This is a genomic window from Streptomyces flavalbus (genome assembly GCF_042674625.1).
In the GTDB taxonomy this organism is placed as follows: Bacteria; Actinomycetota; Actinomycetes; order Streptomycetales; family Streptomycetaceae; genus Streptomyces; species Streptomyces flavalbus.
In genome coordinates, this window is sequence record NZ_JBHTEB010000001.1 from 770,124 (window position 1) to 789,387 (window position 19,264).

Annotated in this window: 2 protein-coding genes; both read left to right on the top strand. The window is 76.1% G+C overall.

Features of this window, described 5'->3' with window-relative positions; all coding sequences use genetic code 11:
* The first annotated feature begins 141 nt into the window (after nt 1–141).
* Nucleotides 142–18,957 carry an amino acid adenylation domain-containing protein gene (locus ACFQZ6_RS03380; protein WP_381604847.1) on the top strand — a complete coding sequence of 6,272 codons (18,816 nt, stop codon included), beginning with the start codon at nt 142–144 and terminating at the stop codon, nt 18,955–18,957.
* 35 nt (nt 18,958–18,992) lie between these two features.
* Nucleotides 18,993–19,202 (top strand): MbtH family protein, encoded by a 210-nt coding sequence (locus ACFQZ6_RS03385; RefSeq protein WP_381604848.1) that lies wholly within the window; start codon nt 18,993–18,995, stop codon nt 19,200–19,202.
* Nucleotides 19,203–19,264 lie beyond the last annotated feature (62 nt).

Here is a 19,264-nt window from a genome sequence, read left to right on the forward strand (position 1 = left end):
TAACTGTAGGGCGTGTCCCGTTCCCGCCCCACCCCTTGCGGGAACTCCGCGAGCATCCTGTTATTTAGGTAAACCTTACCTTAGTATGGCGCCGATCCCCGGCCCAGGGCCGGGACCTACCCCCTGGGGAGGCACGCTGCCGTGTGCGGTTCCGAGGAAGTCCTGGCCTACTGGCGGCGGTCGCTGACTCCGCCCCCGCCGGAGATCGCGCTCCCGACCGACCGTCCCCACCCACCGGAACCCACCTCCGACCGGGAGACCCGCGCCCTCGACGGCCTCCCCGACGCCCCCGCGCCCGTGCTGCTCGCGGCCTTCGTCGCGCTGCTGCACCACTACAGCGGCGCCACCGATCTGACGGTCGGTCATGACGGCCTGCCCGTACGGGTCTCCGTCGACCACGGGCCCGACTTCCGGGAGCTGACCCGGCGGGTCACCGAGGCGTGGCAGGACGCCGAGACGCACCGCGTCCCCGTCGAGTTACTCGTCGACGAGCTGACCCCGGCGCCCACCCGGGGCGGCGGCCTGTTCTTCCACACGGCGCTCGCCACCCCCGCCCGGCCCGTGGGCCAGCCGCCCGGACCGCTGGACCTCCTCCTTGAGGTGGAGGCGGGCACGGCCCGCGCGGTCTACGACCCCCGCATCCTCGACGCCACCACCGTCGACCGCGTCCTCGGCCACTACCGCACCCTGCTCACCGACGCCGTCGCCCGGCCCGACACCCCGGTCGCCCGGCTGACGCTGCTGGACGCCGAGGAGTACCGGCAGGTCGTCCACGACTGGAACGCCACCGACCACACCGTCCCCGCCGCCACCTGGCCCGCGGTGTTCGCCGAGCAGGTCAGACTGCGGCCCGACGCCGTGGCGCTCGTCTTCGAGGACGAACGGCTCACCTACGCCGAACTCGACGAACGGGCCAACCGGCTGGCGCACGCCCTGATCGCGCGGGGCGCGGGGCCGGAGCGGATCGTGGCGCTGTCCCTGCCGCGCTCGGCCGACCTGATCGTCACCGAGGTGGCCGTGCTCAAGTCGGGCGCCGCCTACCTGCCCATCGACCACGACTACCCGGCCGACCGCATCGCCTACCTGCTCGGTGACGCCCGGCCCGTCTGCCTGGTCACCACCGAGGAGACCGCGCGGGACCTCCCCGACGCCGCAGCCCCGGATCTCCTGCCCCTCGACTCCCCCGCCACCGGCGTCGAGTTGGCGTCCCGCCCCGCCCACGACCCGACCGACGCCGACCGCGGCGCCCCGCTCACCGTCCTGAACGCCGCGTACGTCATCTACACCTCAGGGTCCACCGGCCGCCCCAAGGGCGTCGTCCTCGCGCACAGCGGGGTGGCCAAGCTGGTCGCCACGCAGAGCGAGCGGTTAGGGATCGGCCCGCACAGCCGGGTGCTGCAATTCGCCTCGCCCAGCTTCGACGTGGCGTTCTGGGACCTGTGCCTCGGCCTGCTGTCCGGCGGGCGGCTCGTCGTCGTACCGGCGGAGCGCCGGGTGCCGGGCGCGCCGCTCGCGGAGTACGCGCACGCGCACGGCGTCACCTTCATGATCCTGCCGCCTGCCCTGCTGTCCGCGCTGCCCGACGACGTGACGCTACCGCCGACCGCGACGCTGCTCGCGGGCACCGAGCGGGTCTCGCCGGAGCTGGTGGCGCGCTACGCGCGCGGGCGGATGATGTTCAACGCCTACGGCCCCACCGAGGCCACCACCAACTCCACGCTCGGCCGGTGCGACCCGGACGTCCCGGCCGGGGCCATCGTGCCCATCGGCGTCCCGGACCCCGGCACGCGCGCGTACGTCCTCGACGCCTGGCTGCGCCCGGTGCCCGCCGGGGTGACGGGCGAGCTGTACCTCGGCGGCGCGGGCCTGGCGCGCGGCTACCTGGGCCGCCCCGGCCTGACCGCCGAGCGGTTCGTCGCCGACCCGTTCGGCGCGCCCGGCGAGCGGCTGTACCGCACCGGCGACCTGGTGCGCAGACGGTCCGACGGGCGCCTGGAGTTCCTCGGCCGGGCGGACGCCCAGGTGAAGATCCGCGGCTTCCGCGTCGAGCCCGGCGAGATCGAGTCCGTGCTGCGCGGCCACCCGGCCGTCGACCAGGTCACCGTCGTCGCCCGCGAGGACCGCCCCGGCGACCGCCGCCTCGCCGCGTACGTCGTCCCCGCGCTGGACGGCCCGGCCGCCCGGGTCGAGGAGTGGAAGGACGTCCACGAACTCCTCTACGGCGCCGCGGGTACGGAGGGCGCCGGGCTGCGGGAGAACTTCGCGGGCTGGAACAGCGCCTACGACGGCCACCCCCTCCCCGTGGCGGAGATGCGCGAGTGGCGTACGGCGACCGTGGACCGCGTCCGCGCCCTCGGCCCGACGCGCAGGGTGCTGGAGATCGGTGTCGGCAGCGGGCTGGTCCTGTCCCGGATCGCCCCGGAGTGCGTGGAGTACTGGGGCACCGACCTCTCCGAGCGGGCCGTCGCCGCCCTGCGCGCGCGGCTCGACGCCGACCCGGAGCTGGCGGCCCGGGTCCACCTGAGCGCCCGGCCCGCGCACGACACCGAGGGCCTGCCCGCCGGTCACTTCGACACGGTCGTCCTCAACTCCGTCGCCCAGTACTTCCCCGACGTGGAGTACCTGGAGGACGTGCTGCGCAAGGCCGCCGCGCTGCTCGCGCCGGGCGGGCGGATCTTCGTCGGTGACGTGCGCAACCTGCGGCTGCTGCGCACCCTGCGCGCCGCCGTGGAGACCCGCCGCGCGGACACCGGGGGCAGGGAGGACAAGGCCGCGCTGCGGGCCGCCGTCGAGCGGTCGGTGCGCTGGGAAGGCGAACTCCTCCTCGATCCGGACTACTTCGCCGCCCTCGACGGCTTCGACGCCGACATCCAGCTCAAGCGGGCCGCCCACCACAACGAGCTGAGCCGGTACCGGTACGACGTCGTCCTGCGGCCCTGTCCCCGGCGAGCGGCGGCGGAGGAGGAGCGGCAAGTGCCCTGGGCGGCTGTCGGCGGGCTGGCGGGGCTTGAGCGGTCGCTGGGTGACCGTCCCCCGCGGCTGCGGGTCAGCGGTGTGCCCAACGCGCGCCTCGCCGACGACCTGGCCGACCTGTGGCGGCTTGAGGGCAGCGGGCACGAGACGGCGCCGGGCGCCGACCCGGAGGACGTGCGCGCCCTCGCGGAGCGGCACGGTTACCGGGCGGGCCTGACCTGGCACGGCGGCGCGGAGGACGGCGCGTTCGACGCCGTCCTCGTCGCGGGCGACGGCCCCCTCGACGCGCTGTACCGGCCCTCGGGCGCCCACCCGCACGCCAACCGTCCCGCGCCCTTCCGTGACGTGGCCGCGCTGATGCGCACCCTGCGCGCGCACGCCGCCGAGTGGCTGCCGGAGTACATGGTCCCCTCGGCGTTCGTGCCGCTGCACGCGCTGCCCGTCACCCCGAGCGGCAAGATCGACGCCCGTGCGCTGCCCGCCCCGGACCACGCCGCCCTCAGCGCCGGACGCCCGCCGCGCACCGACCGCGAACGGCTGCTGTGCGCGCTGTACGCCGAGGTGCTCGGCGTCCGTTCGGTGACGGCGCAGGACGACTTCCTCGCCCTCGGCGGCGACAGCATCACCGCCATCCAGTTGCTGATCCGGGCGAAGGCGGCGGGCCTCGCGCTCACCACGCGGGACGTGTTCCGGCACCGCACGGTCGAGGCGCTGGCACGGGCCGCGGTGGAGCGGGCGGGTACGGCCCCGGAGACCGCGCCGCTGATCGACGTCGACGCGGGGGAACTCGCCGAGATCCAGGGCGACCGGCCGCTCACCGTCGAGGAGGTGCTGCCGCTCAGCCCGCTCCAGCAGGGGTTCTACTTCCACGCCCAGACCAGCGGCGGCGGGGACGCCTACGTGGTGCAGCAGGTCCTCGACCTGTCCGGACCGGTCGACCCCGCCGCCCTGCGCCGGGCCGCGCGGCGCCTGCTGGACCGGCACGCGCCGCTCCGGGCGGCGTTCCGGCAGCGCCCGGACGGCACGCCGGTGCAGATCATCGCCACCGGGGTGGAGCTGCCGTGGCGTGAGGTGGGGCCCGGCGAGCGGGAGACGGTGGCGGCGGAGGAGCGGGCGGCGGGCTTCGACCTGGCCGCGCCGCCGCTGCTGCGCTGCGCCCTGGTCCGGCTGTCAAAGGAGCGCGGCCAACTGCTGCTGACGTTCCACCACATCGTCGCGGACGGCTGGTCGCTGCCGGTCCTGCACCGCGAACTCATGGCCTGCTACGGCACCGACGCCCCGGACCTGCCCGCCGTCACGCCCTACCGCGCCTTCCTGAGCCGTCTCGCCGCACAGGACCGGGACGCGGCCCGGGAGGCGTGGCGCGCGGCGCTCGCCGGGCTGGACGAGCCGACCCGGCTGGTGGACCCCGCGCCGGGCGCCGGGGCGGGCTCCGGACCCGGCTCCGGACCGGTCTTCGGTCCAGGGGCCGGACCGGGCGCCGGTCCGCTGCGGCCCGCGCACGTCCGCGTCGAGCTGCCCGAGGCGGTGACCGCGCGGCTCACCGGGCGGGCCCGCGAGCTGGGGGTCACCCTCGGCACGGTCGTACAGGCGGCGTGGGGGCTGCTGCTCGGCAGGCTCACGGGCCGGGGCGACGTGGTGTTCGGCACCACCGTCTCAGGCCGGGACGGCGAGGTCGACGGTGTCGCCTCGATGGTGGGCCTGTTCATCAACACCCTGCCCACCCGCTTCCGCTGGCGGCCGGGCGAGACGCTCGGGGAGCTGCTGGCGCGGCTCCAGGAGGAGCAGGCGGCGCTGCTGGACCACCAGCACCTGGGGCTGGCGGAGATCCAGCGGCTGGCGGGGCACGGGGGCGGCGGTGAACTCTTCGACACTCTGGTGGTGTTCGAGAACTACCCCGCCGAGCCCGAGCTGCGGGACGCCTCGGGCCGGGTGCGGATCACCGGCACCCGCTTCCACGACGCCGTGCACTACCCGCTCGCCCTGGTCGTCAAGCCGGGCCGACGCCTCGACCTGCGGCTGAAGCACCACACGGACCGGCTGGACGGCCCCACGGCACACGCGCTCGGGGACCGGCTGGCCCGCATCCTGGAGGCGATCGCGGACGATCCGGCCCGGCCCCCCGCGAGCGTGGACCTGCTCTCCCCCGACGAGGCGCTCGCCGCCCACCTGTCCGGGGAGGACCGCCCGGTCCCGCCGACCACCCTCGCCGAGGCGTTCGCCGCGCGGGCCGCCCGCGCCCCGGAGGCGACGGCCGTCGTCTTCGCCGACGTCCACCTCACCTACGCCGAACTCGACGCCCGCGCCGAAGCGTTGGCCGTGCGGCTGCGCGGCCGGGGCGCCGGTCCGGGGCGGTTCGTCGCGGTCGCCGCGCCGAGGTCGGCGGAGCTGGTGGTGGCGCTGCTCGGGGTGCTGAAGTCGGGCGCCGCCTATCTGCCGGTCGACCTGGACTACCCGGCGGACCGGGTGGCCCACATGCTCACCGACTCCGGCGCCACGACGGTCGTCACCGTGGCGGCGACGGCGGACCGGCTGCCGCGCGGGACGGACGCGACCGTCCTCGTACTCGACGCGGAGGAGCCCGCTCCCCCAGGCCCGTCGGCCCGGCCCGCCCACCCCGACGACCCCGCCTACCTCATCTACACCTCCGGTTCCACCGGCCTGCCCAAGGGCGTCGTCGTCACGCACCGCGCGGTCGTCAACCGGCTGGCCTGGATGCAGGGGGCGTACGGGCTGCGCGCCGACGACCGGGTGCTCCAGAAGACGCCGTCCAGTTTCGACGTGTCGGTGTGGGAGGTCTTCTGGCCGCTCCTCGAAGGGGCGGCGGTCGTCCTCGCCCGGCCGGGTGGGCACCGCGACCCCGCCTATCTGGCGGGGCTGGTGCGCGAACGGGGCGTGACCACGCTGCACTTCGTGCCGTCAATGCTGGAGGCGTTCCTCGCGTCGGAGGAGGTCACCGCCGACCCCGGCTGGGCGGCGTCGCTGCGCCGGGTGTTCAGCAGCGGGGAGGCGCTGCCGGTGGCCGCCGCGCGCCGCTGGCACGAGCTGACCGGCGTGCCGCTGCACAACCTGTACGGGCCGACGGAGGCCGCCGTCGACGTCACCCACCACCCGTACGACCCGGCCGGGCGGGGCACGTCCGTGCCCATCGGGCGCCCCGTGTGGAACACCGGCCTGCGCGTCCTGGACGCCTGTCTGCGCCCGGTGCCGGACGGCGTCCCCGGCGAGCTGTACCTGACCGGCGTCCAGCTCGCCCGGGGCTACCACGCCCGCCCGGCGCTGACCGCCGAACGGTTCCCCGCCGACCCCTACGGCCCGCCCGGCGGCCGGATGTACCGCACCGGCGACCTGGTGCGGCGCCGGGCGGACGGCGCCGTGGAGTACCTGGGCCGCACCGACCGGCAGGTCAAGCTGCGCGGCAACCGGATCGAGCCCGGCGAGGTGGAGGCCGCGCTGGCGGCGCTCCCCGAGGTGGCGGGGGCGGCGGTGACGGTACGGGACGACACGCTCGTGGCGTACGTGGTGGCGCCCGCCGACGTGGACGTGCGCGGGCTGCGCTCGGCCGTGGCGGACCGGTTGCCCGCCGCCATGGTGCCGGGCGCCTGGGTCGTCCTCGACGCGCTGCCGCTCACCCCCAGCGGCAAGCTGGACCGGGCCGCGCTGCCCGCCCCACGGGCGGTGCGGGCCGCCGTCACCCGCGCCCCGGGCAACCTCCGTGAGCGGCTGCTCACGGAGGTCTTCGCCGCCGTACTGAGGCTGCCGGACGTCGGCGTCGACGACGACTTCTTCCTGCTCGGCGGCGACAGCATCAGCTCCATCGCGGTCGCCAGCCGGGCCCGCCGCGCCGGTCTGGCGCTCGACCCCGGCGACGTCTTCACCCACCGCACCCCGGCCGCGCTCGCGGCGGCCGCGACCGTCCCGGAAGAGCCCAGGACCGGCCCGGTAGCGCAGTTCACGCTGACCGACGACGAGCGCGCCCGCGTCGAGCGCCTGGCGCCCGGCGGCGTCGAGGACGTCTGGCCGCTGGCCCCGCTCCAGGAGGGCCTGTTCTTCCACGCGGCGTACGACGACAGCGCGCTGGACGTCTACACGGTGCACGAGTCCTTCGACTTCGCCGCGGGCGTGGACGCGGGGCGGCTGCGCGCCGCGACCCGCGCCCTGCTGGCCCGCCACCCGAGCCTGCGGGCCGGGTTCACCAGCGAGGGGCAGCGCAGGCCGGTGCAGTTCATCGTGCGGGACGCCGGGGTGCCGCTGCGGGAGGTGGACCTGTCGGCGCTGGACGCGGCCGAACAGGACCGGCGACTGGCCGGGCTGCTGGACGAGGAGCGGTCCCGCCGCTTCGACCTGGCCCGCCCGCCGCTGTTCCGGATGCTGCTGGTCCGGCTCGGCACCGGACGCGGCGACCGGCTCGTCGTCGGACGGCACCTGGTCCTGTGGGACGGCTGGTCGGCGTGGCTCTTCCTCGACCAGCTCTTCGCGCTGTACGAGAGCGGCGGCGACCCGGCGGGGCTGCCCCGGCCGCCCGGCTCCTACCGTGACTACCTGGGCTGGCTGGAGCGGCAGGACGTGGCGGAGGCGACCCGGGCGTGGCGGTCCGCGCTCGCCGGGCTCGACGAGCCGACGCTGCTGGCCCCGGGCGTCCCCGACCGGGGCGCGGAGCCGGTGATCCCCCGCCATCTGGACGCCGTACTCGCCCCGGAGTCGGCCGGGCGGCTGCGGGAGACCGCGCGCCGCCACGGGCTCACGCCCAACACGGTGCTGAACGCGGCCTGGGGGCTGGTCCTGGCGAGCGCGACCGGCCGCGCGGACGTCGTGTTCGGTACGATGGTCGCGGGGCGGCCGAGCGAGGTCCCGGACGTGGAGAACGTCATCGGCATGTTCCTCAACACCGTGCCCGCCCGGATCGCCTTCGACCCGCGTGAGCCGGTGTTCGGGCTGCTGCGCCGGGTACAGGGCGAGCGGCTGGCGCTGATGCCGTACGAGTACCTGGGGCTCGGGGTGCTCCAGGCCGAGACCGGGCACCGGCGGCTGTTCGACACGCTGTTCGTGCTGCGCAACGCCGACACCGACGAGCGGCTGGCGGAGCTGCGGGAGCGGCACGGGGCGAGCGCGGTCGCCAACGTGGACGCCACGCACTACCCGGCCAACCTGGTCGTCACGCCGGGCGAGCGGGTGCGGGTCACGCTCGCCTACCGGCCGGACCTGCTGGACGAGTCGTACGCGCGCGGTCTGCTTGACCGGTTCGTGCTGCTGGTGGACCAGTTGGTGGCCGACCCGTCCGCGGCCGTCGGCTCGCTGACCGCGCTGCTGCCCGCCGAGCGTGCCGCGCTGGCCCGCGAGGACGCCGCCCAACGGCAGCCGGTGCCGCACGAGACGGTGGCCGACCTGCTCGCCGCGCAGGCCGCCCGCACCCCCGACGCCACCGCCCTGGTCTGCGGCGACCGGACGGTGACGTACGCCGAACTCGACGCCCGCTGCGACCGGGTGGCGCGCCTGCTGCTGGCGCGGGGCGCGGGGCCCGAGCGGGTGGTGGCGCTCGGGCTGCCCCGGTCGATCGACATGGTGGTGGCGCTGTTCGCGGTGCTGCGCACGGGCGCCGCCTATCTGCCGCTGGAGCTGGACCACCCGGCCGAGCGGCTGTCGGCGACGCTCGCCGACGCGCGTCCGCTGCTCCTGCTGACGACGCGGGCGGTGTCGGAGACGCTGACCGGCCCCACCCCGCGCGTGCTGCTCGACGAGCCCGGGGTGCTCGACGGACTGCCCGAGGACCCCGTACGGCTGTCCTTCAGCCTTGACCACCCGGCCTACGTCATCTACACGTCCGGCTCGACGGGGCGTCCCAAGGGCGTGGTGACGCCGTACGCCGGTCTGACGAACATGCGGCTCAACCACCAGAAGGAGATCTTCGGCCCGGCGATCGCGGCGGCGGGCGGGCGGCGGCTGCGGATCGCGCACACGGTGTCGTTCGCGTTCGACATGTCGTGGGAGGAGCTGCTGTGGCTCGTCGAGGGCCACGAGGTGCACGTCTGCGACGAGGAACTGCGCCGGGACGCCACCGCGCTGGTCGCCTACTGCGAACGGCACCGTGTCGACGTCGTCAACGTGACCCCGACGTACGCCCACCTCCTCATCGAGGAGGGGCTGTTGGAGGGGCACCGGCCGCCGCTGGTGCTGCTCGGCGGTGAGGCCGTCACGGAGACGGTGTGGAACACCCTGCGGGACACCGAGGGCACCTACGGCTACAACCTGTACGGGCCGACCGAGTACACCATCAACACCCTCGGCGGCGGCACCGGCGACAGCGCGACGCCGACCGTGGGGCGGCCGATCCGCGCGACCCGGGCCCATGTCCTGGACGGCTGGCTGCGGCCGGTGCCGGACGGGGTGCCGGGTGAGCTGTACATCGCGGGGGTGGGGCTGGCCCGTGGCTATCTGGACCGGCCGGGGCTGACCGCCGAGCGGTTCGTGGCCGACCCGTTCGGGCGGCCCGGCGAGCGGATGTACCGCACCGGCGACCTGGTGCGGCGGCGGGCGGACGGCAACCTGGACTTCCTCGGCCGCACCGACGACCAGGTGAAGATCCGTGGCCACCGGGTGGAGCTGGGCGAGATCGAGACGGCGCTCGCCCAGCACCCGGAGGTCTCCCAGGCCGCCGTCCTCGCCCGCGACGACACCGCCGCGCCGGGCACGCGGCGGCTGGTCGGCTACGTCGTCCCGGCCGAACCGGACGCCGCGGCACGGGAGTCGGCGGAGCGGGAGCAGATCGGCGAGTGGCGGGACGTCTACTCGGCCGAGTACACCGAGATCGGCACCGCCCTGTTCACCGAGGACTTCGCGGGCTGGGACAGCTCCTACGACGGCTCCCCCATCCCCCTGGACCACATGCGGGAGTGGCGGGAGGCCACCGTCGAGCGCGTCCGGGAGCTGAACCCGCGCCGGGTGCTGGAGATCGGCGTCGGCTCGGGGCTGCTGCTGTCCCGGCTGGCGCCGCGGGCGGAGGCGTACTGGGCGACAGACTTCGCCGCGCCGGTGATCCGCAAGCTGGGCGAGGACCTCGCGGCCGACCCGGAGCTGGCCCGCAAGGTCGAACTGCGCTGCCAGGGCGCCGAGGTGACGGACGGGCTGCCGACCGGCTTCTTCGACACCGTCGTCATCAACTCCGTCGTGCAGTACTTCCCCAGCCTGGACCACCTGCGCACGGTGATCCGGGGCGCCCTCGGCCTGCTCGCGCCCGGCGGCGCCCTGTTCCTCGGGGACGTGCGCGACCTGCGGCAGGCGCGCGTCTTCCAGACCGGCGTGCGGCGCGCCCGCGCGGGCGCCGACGCCGACCCGGAGGCCGTACGCCGGGCCGTGGCGCGGGCGCTGGCCCTGGAGAAGGAACTCCTCGTCGACCCCGACTGGTTCGCCACCCTGGGCGTCGGCGTGGAACTGCGCACCAAGGCGGGCTGGCACCACAACGAACTGACCCGGTACCGGTACGACGTCGTCCTGTACGAGGACACCAGCGGCGCCCTGGACCTCGCTGACGCCCCGGCGCTGGACTGGCCGGGCGTGACCGGGCTCCGCTTCGACGCGCACCCCGGTCCGCTGCGGGTGCGGCGGGTCCCGGACGCGCGCACGGCCGACGACCTGGCGGCGCTGCGCGGGACGGCCCCGCGTCCCGGCGTGGAGCCCGAGGCACTGCGGGAGCTGGGCGCCGCCCACGGGTACCGGACGCTGACCACCTGGTCGGACGAGCCCGGGTTCTACGACGCCGTGTTCGTGCCCGACACGGCGTCCCCCGCGCGCACCCTGGGTCTGTACCGCCCCCGCGCCGACCGGGGTGGCGCCCCGTACGCCAACGCCCCGGCGGCCACGCGCGGGCACGGCGCGCTGGTGCGGCGGCTGCGGGACGGCCTCGGGCGGCGGCTGCCCGGCTACATGGTCCCGGCCGCGTTCGTGGTGCTGCCCCGGCTGCCGATGAACGACAACGGAAAGCTGGACGTCCGGGCGCTGCCGGAGCCCGAGCCCGCGGTGGCGCTGTCGCGGGGGCGTGGGCCGCGCACGCCCGTGGAGGAGGTGCTGTGCCGTCTCTTCGCCGAGGTGCTGGGGCTGCCCGGCACCGGCGTGGAGGACGACTTCTTCGACCTGGGCGGGCACTCGCTGCTCGCCACCCGGCTGATCAGCCGGGCCCGCACCGAACTGGGCGCGGAGCTGGCGATCCGCGACCTGTTCGAGGCGCCCACACCCAAGGCGCTGGCGGCGCGGGCGGCGGTGGGCCGCCCGGCACGCCCGGTGCTCGCCCCCGTGGCACGGCGTCCCGCGCGGGTGCCGCTGTCGGCGGCGCAGCGGCGGCTGTGGCTGGTGGAGCGGATCACCGGCGGCGGGGTGGCGTACCACTTCCCGTTGGTGTTCCGGGTGCGCGGCGCGCTGGACGTGGCCGCGCTGCGGGTCGCGCTGCGAGACGTGACGGAGCGTCATGAGGTGCTGCGGACGCGGATCGCGGTGGCGGACGGGGAGCCGTACCAGGAGGTCGTGGCGGCCGTGCCGGAGTGCTCGGTGGTGGACTGCGCGGCGGAGGAGCTGCCCGCGCGGATCGCGGCGGCGCAGCGCCGCCCGTTCGACCTGGGCGCCGAACCGCCGGTGCGGGCCGAGGTGTCGCGGCTGGCGCCGGACGACCACGTGGTGGCGTTGACGCTGCACCACATCGCCACCGACGAGTGGTCGGACCGGCCGTTCCTCTCCGATCTGACCGCCGCCTACCAGGCGCGCCGCGCGGGCCGGGCGCCGGAGTGGGCGCCGTTGCCGGTGCGGTACGCCGACTACACGCTCTGGCAGGAGAGGCTGCTCGGCCAGGTCGGCGAGGCCCAGCTCGCCCACTGGACGCGGGCGCTGCGCGACCTCCCGGAGGAGCTGGCGCTGCCCCTGGACCGGCCGCGCCCCGCCGAGCCGACCGGGCGCGGCGGCAAGGTCCGCCTGGAGCTGTCCCCGGCGACGGGGCGGGCGCTGCGGGAGCTGTCCGGCGCGACCGGCACCAGCATGTTCATGCTGTTCCAGGCGGCCACCGCGGCCCTGCTGCACCGGCTGGGCGCCGGGGACGACATCCCCCTCGGCGCGCCCGTCGCGGGCCGCACCGACGACGCGCTGAACGACCTGGTCGGCTTCTTCGTCAACACGCTCGTCCTGCGCACCGACCTGTCCGGGGCACCGACGTTCCGGGAACTCCTGGGGCGGGTACGGGAGTCTGCGCTCGCCGCGTTCGAGCACCAGGACGTGCCGTTCGACCAGGTGGTGGAGGCCGTCAACCCGCCGCGCGTGGCGGGCCGGAACCCGTTGTTCCAGGTGATGCTGGGCTACCACTACCGGCCGGACGGCGACCCGGACGTGCTCGGACTGCCCACCGAGTGGTACGAGATGGACACCGGCGCGGCCAAGTTCGACCTGCACTTCACGTTCGTGGACGAGGTGGGCCGCGACCGGGTGGTGCTGGCGCTTGAGTACGCCCGCGACCGCTGCGACCCGGCGACCGCCGAGCGGTTGGCGCGGCGGCTGGAGCGGCTGCTGGAGCGGGCGGCGGCCGGACCCGACCTGCCCGTGGCCGAGCTGGAGATCCTCACCGAGGAGGAGCGGCGGGCCGTACTCCTGGAGTGGAACGACACCGCGCGGGAGGTGCCCGCCACCACGCTGCCGGAGCTGTTCCGCGCGCAGGTCGCGCGGACGCCGGACGCGCTCGCCCTGGTGTGCGGCGGGCGGCGGCTGACGTACGCGGAGCTGGACGCGCGCGTGGAGCGGACGGCGCGGGTGCTGGCCGGGCTGGGGGTGGGTCCGGAGCGTACGGTCGCGGTGGCGCTGCCCCGGTCGGTCGAGTTGGTCGTCGCGCTGCTGGCGGTGCACCGCGCGGGCGGCGCCTACCTGCCGCTGGACGCCGACCAGCCCGAGGAGCGGCGGGCGCTGGTGCTGGCGGAGGCGCGTCCGGTGTGCGTCATCGAGGACGCGCTGCCCGACGGTCCTGACGAGGCCGAGCTGCCCGCCGGGTACCGCCCCGCGAGCCCGGCGTACGTGATCTACACCTCGGGTTCGACGGGCCGCCCCAAGGGCGTGGTCGTGCCGCACGCGGGCATCGTGAACCGGCTGCTGTGGATGACGGACGCCTACGGGCTGACGGCGGACGACCGGGTGCTCCAGAAGACCCCGGCCGGGTTCGACGTGTCGGTGTGGGAGTTCTTCTGGCCGCTGGTCACGGGGGCGGCGCTGGTGCTGGCGCGCCCGGACGGGCACCGGGACCCGGCCTACCTGGCGGAGCTGATCCGCGAGGAGTCCGTCACGACCGTGCACTTCGTGCCGTCGATGCTCCAGGTGTTCCTGGAGGAGCCCGCCGCCGCCCGGTGCGACGGCCTGCGCCGGGTGCTGTGCAGCGGCGAGGCGCTGCCCCTGCCGGTGGCCGGGACCTGCCACCGGGTGCTTCCCGGGGCGGAGCTGCACAACCTCTACGGGCCGACCGAGGCGTCCGTCGACGTGACCGCGGGCGAGGTGCCGCCCGGGGCGGGGCGGGTGGTGATCGGGCGTCCGGTGTGGAACACGCGCGCCCTGGTCCTGGACCCGGCGCTGCGGCCGGTGCCGCCCGGTGTCGCGGGTGAGCTGTACCTGGCGGGCGTGCAGCTCGCGCGCGGGTACCTCGACCGGCCGGGGCTGACCGCCGAACGGTTCGTCGCCGACCCGTACGGCCCGCCCGGCGCCCGGCTGTACCGCACCGGCGACCTGGTCCGCTGGCTGCCCGACGGCACGCTCGACTTCCTCGGGCGCACCGACGACCAGGTGAAACTGCGGGGTGTGCGGATCGAGCCCGGCGAGATCGAGGCGGTGCTCACCCGGCACGCCTCGGTGGGCCGGGCGGTGGTCGTCGCGCACGAGCAGCGGCTGGTGGCGTACGTCGTCCCGGCGGCGAGGGCGGACGGCGCACCGGACCCGGCAGCGGACGGCGCGTCGGACGGGGCCGCCCCTGACCCGGCGGTGCTGCGCCGTCACACGGCCGCCGCGCTGCCCGAGCACATGGTCCCGGCCGCCTTCGTCACGCTGGCCGCGCTGCCGCTCAGCCGCAACGGCAAGCTCGACCGGGGGGCGCTGCCCGCGCCGGACTTCACGACGGGGGCCGCCACGCACGGCGGGGCCCGGCCGTACGGCCCGCTGGAGGAGATCCTCCGCGGTCTGTTCGCGGACGTCCTCGGCGTGACCCGGGTCGGTGTCGACGACGACTTCTTCGCCCTGGGCGGCCACTCCCTGCTGGCGATGCGGCTGGCGGCGCGGATCAGGGCGACGCTGCGCCGGGAGGTGTCCCTGCGCACGGTGTTCGACGCGCCGACGGTGGCCGGGCTCGCGGAACGGCTCGGCACCGGCGCCTCCGCCGACCGCCCCGCCCTGGCCGTCCGGCCGCGTCCCGAGCGGCTGCCGCTGTCCTCGGCGCAGCGGCGGCTGTGGGTGCTGTACCAGGTGGAGGGGCCCAGCGCGACGTACAACATCCCGTGGGCGTGGCGGCTGTCCGGGCCGCTGGACGTCGGCGCGCTGCGGGCGGCGGTGCACGATGTCGCCGTACGCCACGAGACGCTGCGCACGGTGTTCCCGGACGAGGACGGCAGCGCCTACCAGCGCGTCCTCAGCCCGGAGGAGACGCACATCCCCGTCACCGTGGCGCAGGACACGGACCCCGCGCTGCTCGACGCGCGGCTGCGGGAGGCGGCGGCGTACGGGTTCGCGCTGGACCGCGAGCCCCCGCTGCGGGTGCACGCGCTGCGTACCGGCGCCGATGAGTGGACGCTGCTGCTCCTGCTGCACCACATCGCCGGTGACGAGTGGTCGGAGCGCCCGCTGACCGCCGATCTGGCGCACGCCTACGCCACGCGGGCGGCGGGGCGGTCGCCGGTGTGGGAGCCGTTGCCCGTGCAGTACGCCGACTACACGCTGTGGCAGCGGGACGTACTGGGCGACGAGCGCGACCCGGACAGCCTGGCGGCCCGCCAGCTCGCCTACTGGAGACAGGCGTTGGCGGGGCTGCCGGATGAGCTGTCGCTGCCGGTGGACCGGCCGCGCCCGCTGGAGTCCAGCTATCGGGGCGGCGCCGCCGACCTGGGCCTGGACAGCGAACTATCCTGCAAAATAAGTGAGTTGGCGCGGGCGCACGGCGTGAGCGTGTTCATGGTGGTGCAGGCCGCCGTGGCCGCGCTGCTGTCCCGGCTGGGCGCGGGCGACGACATCCCCCTCGGCAGCCCGATCTCCGGGCGCACGGACGCGGCCCTGGAGGGGCTGGCCGGGTTCTTCCTCAACACGCTGGTGCTGCGCACCGACACCTCGGGCGATCCGACGTTCCGGGAGCTGCTGGCGCGGGTGCGGGAGGCCGACCTCGTCGCGTTCGACCACCAGGACGTGCCCTTCGAACGGCTGGTGGAGGTGCTCAACCCGGCCCGGTCGCTGGCCCGGCACCCGCTGTTCCAGGTGATGGTGGTGTACCTGGCGTCCGGGGCGGAGGCGCCCGAGCCGCTGCCCGGGCTGCGGGCGCGCGGGCACGAGGTGGCGGCGACGACCGCCAAGTTCGACCTGTCCTTCGACTTCGTGGAGCGCGCGGACGGCGACGGCGTCGACGGTGTCCTGGAGTACAGCGCCGACCTGTTCGACCACACGACCGCGCGGTCCCTCGCGGACCGGCTGCGGCGGGTGCTGCGCGCCGTGGCGGCGGACCCGGACGTGCGGCTCGGCGGCATCGACGTACTGGGTGCCGAGGAGCGGCGGCGGCTGCTGGACGGCTGGCACGCCCGCCCGCCGCTCGCGGCGCCCACCACCGTGCCCGCCCTGTTCGAGGCCCAGGCGCGTCGCGTGCCGGAGCTGCCCGCCGTGGCCTCCGCCGGGGTGGAACTGACCTTCGGGCAGCTCAACGCCGAGGCGAACCGGCTGGCGCGGCTGCTGGTGGCGCACGGCGCGGGTCCGGAGCGGTACGTGGCGCTGGCGCTGCCGCGTACCGCGCGGTTCCTGGTCGCCGTCCTCGCGGTGCACAAGGCGGGGGCGGCGTATCTGCCGCTGGACCCGGAGGCGCCGGTGGAGCGTACGGCGTCGGTCCTGGCGGACGCCCGCCCGGTGCTGACGCTCAGCACGCGCGAGCTGCGGGGGGCGCTTCCCGAGGGGGCTGACGTCCTGCTGCTCGATGACGTCGACACCACCGCGCGGGACGCCTCCGACCTGACGGACGCCGACCGCGCGGCGCCGCTGACGCCCCGGCACCCGGCGTACGTCATCTACACCTCCGGCTCCACGGGCCGCCCGAAGGGTGTGGTCGTCACCCATGAGTCGCTCGGGCACCTCTTCCACAGCCACCGCGCGACGCTGTACCGACCGGCGGTGGCGGCGGCCGGGCGGCGGCACCTGCGGGCGGGGCACGCCTGGTCGTTCTTCTTCGACGCCTCCTGGCAGCCGCAGTTGTGGCTGCTCGACGGGCACTGTGTGCACATCGTGTCCGACGAGGTGCGGCGCGACCCGGAGCTGCTGGCCGCGGCGGTCGTCGCGCACCGCTTCGACTTCCTCGAGGTCACGCCGTCGCTCTTCACGCAGGTGGCCGAGGCCGGGCTGCTCGACGGCGACGGGTGTCCGCTGACGGTCGTCGGGGTGGGCGGCGAGGCCGTCCCGGTGGCGCTGTGGCGGCGGCTGGCGGCGCTGTCCGGCACGACGGCGTTCAATCTGTACGGGCCCACCGAGTCCACCGTCGACGCGCTGGTGGCGCGGGTGCGGGACAGCGAACGCCCGCTGGTGGGGCGGCCGGTGGCGGGGACGCGGGCGTATGTGCTGGACGGCGGGTTGCGGCCGGTGCCGCCCGGGGTGACCGGGGAGCTGTACCTCGCGGGCGGCGGGCTGGCCCGGGGGTATCTCGGGGCGCCGGGGCTGACGGCGGAGCGGTTCGTCGCGGACCCGTTCGGGGCGCCGGGCGGGCGGCTGTACCGCACCGGCGACCTGGCCCGCTGGACGCCGGACGGGCGTCTGGACTACCTGGGGCGGGCCGACGACCAGGTCAAGGTACGGGGCTTCCGGATCGAACCGGCCGAGATCGAGTCGGTCATCGCCGGTCATCCGGGCGTCGGCCAGGCGCTGGTGACGGTACGTCAGGACGGTGCGCGCACGCTGCTCGTCGCCCACGTCGTCCCGGCGCCCGGTGTCGCGGCGGCGCCCGATCCGGCCGAGGTGCGCGGGCACGTGGCGGCCCGGCTGCCCGACCCCATGGTCCCGGCCGCCGTGGTCGTCGTGGACCGCTTCCCGCAGTTGGCCAACGGCAAGCTGGACCGGGCCGCGCTGCCCGCGCCGGACTTCTCCGCCCTGTCCGGCGGGCGTCCGCCCGCGACCCCGGTGGAGGAGGCGCTGTGCGCGGTCTTCGCCGAGGTGCTGGGGCTCGACCGGGTCGGCGCGGACGACGACTTCTTCGCCCTCGGCGGGGACAGCATCGTCGCCATGCGGGTGGTGAGCCGGGCCCGGGCACAGGGGGTGCGGATCACGCCCCGGCTGGTGTTCCGGCACCGTACGCCCGCCGCGCTGGGCGCCGCCGCCGGGTCCGCCGGGCCGCCGCGCGGGGCGGACGACGGCACGGGCGTGGTGCCGCTGACGCCGGTGATGCACTGGCTGCGGGAGCTGGGCGGCCCCTTCGCGTCGTACCACCAGGCGGCTGTCGTGCGGACGCCCGCCGCGCTGGACCTGCCGGGCCTGACGGCCGTCCTCCGGGCGCTGGCCGACCGGCACGACATGCTGCGGGCCCGGCTGGTGCGCGCGCCCGGCGACGACTGGTCGCTGCTGGTGCCGCCGACCGGCGCGGTGGACGCCGCCGACTGGATCGCGCGGGTGGACGTCGGCGGGCTCGACGGGCGGGCGCTCGCCGCGACCGTGCGGGAGCACGCCCACGCGACACGGGCGCTGCTCCGCCCCGAGGCGGGGGTGATGGTGCGGGCGGTGTGGTTCGACGCGGGCGCCGACGCGCCGGGGCGGCTGCTGCTGATGGCCCACCACCTGGTGGTCGACGGGGTGTCGTGGCGGGTGCTGCTCCCGGACCTCGCGGCGGCCTGGCGGGAGGTGCGCGCCGGGCGCCCGGCACGGCTGGACCCGGTGGGGACGTCGTTCGCGCGCTGGGCGCGGCTGCTCACGGAGTACGCCCAACAGCCTGGTCGGGAGGCCGAGTTGGCGCGGTGGACGGCCGTACTCGACGCGGCTCCCTTCCCCCTCGCCCGGCGGCCGGTCCCCGACCGGGACACCGCCGCGACCCGCCGGGAGGTGGTCCTGCGGCTGCCCGCCGACCGCACCGGGCCGCTGCTGTCCACGGTGCCCGCCGCGTTCGGCGCCGGGGTCGACGACGTGCTGCTGGCCGCGCTCGCCCTCGCCCACGCCGACTGGCGGCGGCGCCGGGGCGACGCGGAGACGTCCCTGCTGGTGGACCTGGAGGGGCACGGGCGGGCGGAGGAGCTGGCCGGGGACGACGCGGACCTGTCGCGGACGGTGGGCTGGTTCACCAGCGTCCACCCGGTCCGCCTCGACACGGGCCCGCTGGACCCCGAGGCCGCGTTCGCGGGCGGCCCGGAGGCGGAGGAGGCGGTACGGCGGGTGCGGGAGCACCGGCGGTCGCTGCCCGCGCACGGCGTCGGCTACGGGCTGCTCCGGTACCTCAACCCCCGTACCCGCGAGGCGCTGGCCGCCCGCGAACCGGCGCGGGTGGAGTTCAACTACCTGGGCCGGTTCGGGGTGCCGGAGGAGACGGACTGGTCGTACGCGCCGGAGGACGACGTGGCCGACGTCGGCCCGGAGCCCGCGATGCGGCAGGGCCACGCGCTGGAGGTCAACGTGGTGACCGAGGACCGGGCGGACGGCCCCGTGCTGGCCGCCCACTGGGCCCATCTGGCGGAACTGCTGCCCCGGGTGGCCGTCGAGGACCTCGCCGGGACCTGGTTCCGGGCGCTGGAGGGGATGGTCGCACGGGCGCGGACCAAGTGACGGAGAACCCGGCAACGAGGAAGAGAGGGCGAGCCATGACCAATCCGTTCGAGGACCCCGACGGCGTGTACCTGGTGCTGGTCAACGACGAGGGCCAGCACAGCCTGTGGCCGGACTTCGTGGACGTGCCCGCGGGCTGGCGCGCCGTCCACGGGCCCGCGCCCCGGCAGTCCTGTCTGGAGTACGTCGAGACGCACTGGACCGACATGCGCCCGCGCAGCCTGGCGGAGGCGATGGACGGCTGACCCGCCGCGCGCACGCGGGAGGGGCCCGGCCGTGGGTGGCCGGGCCCTGTCCCGCGGGTGGG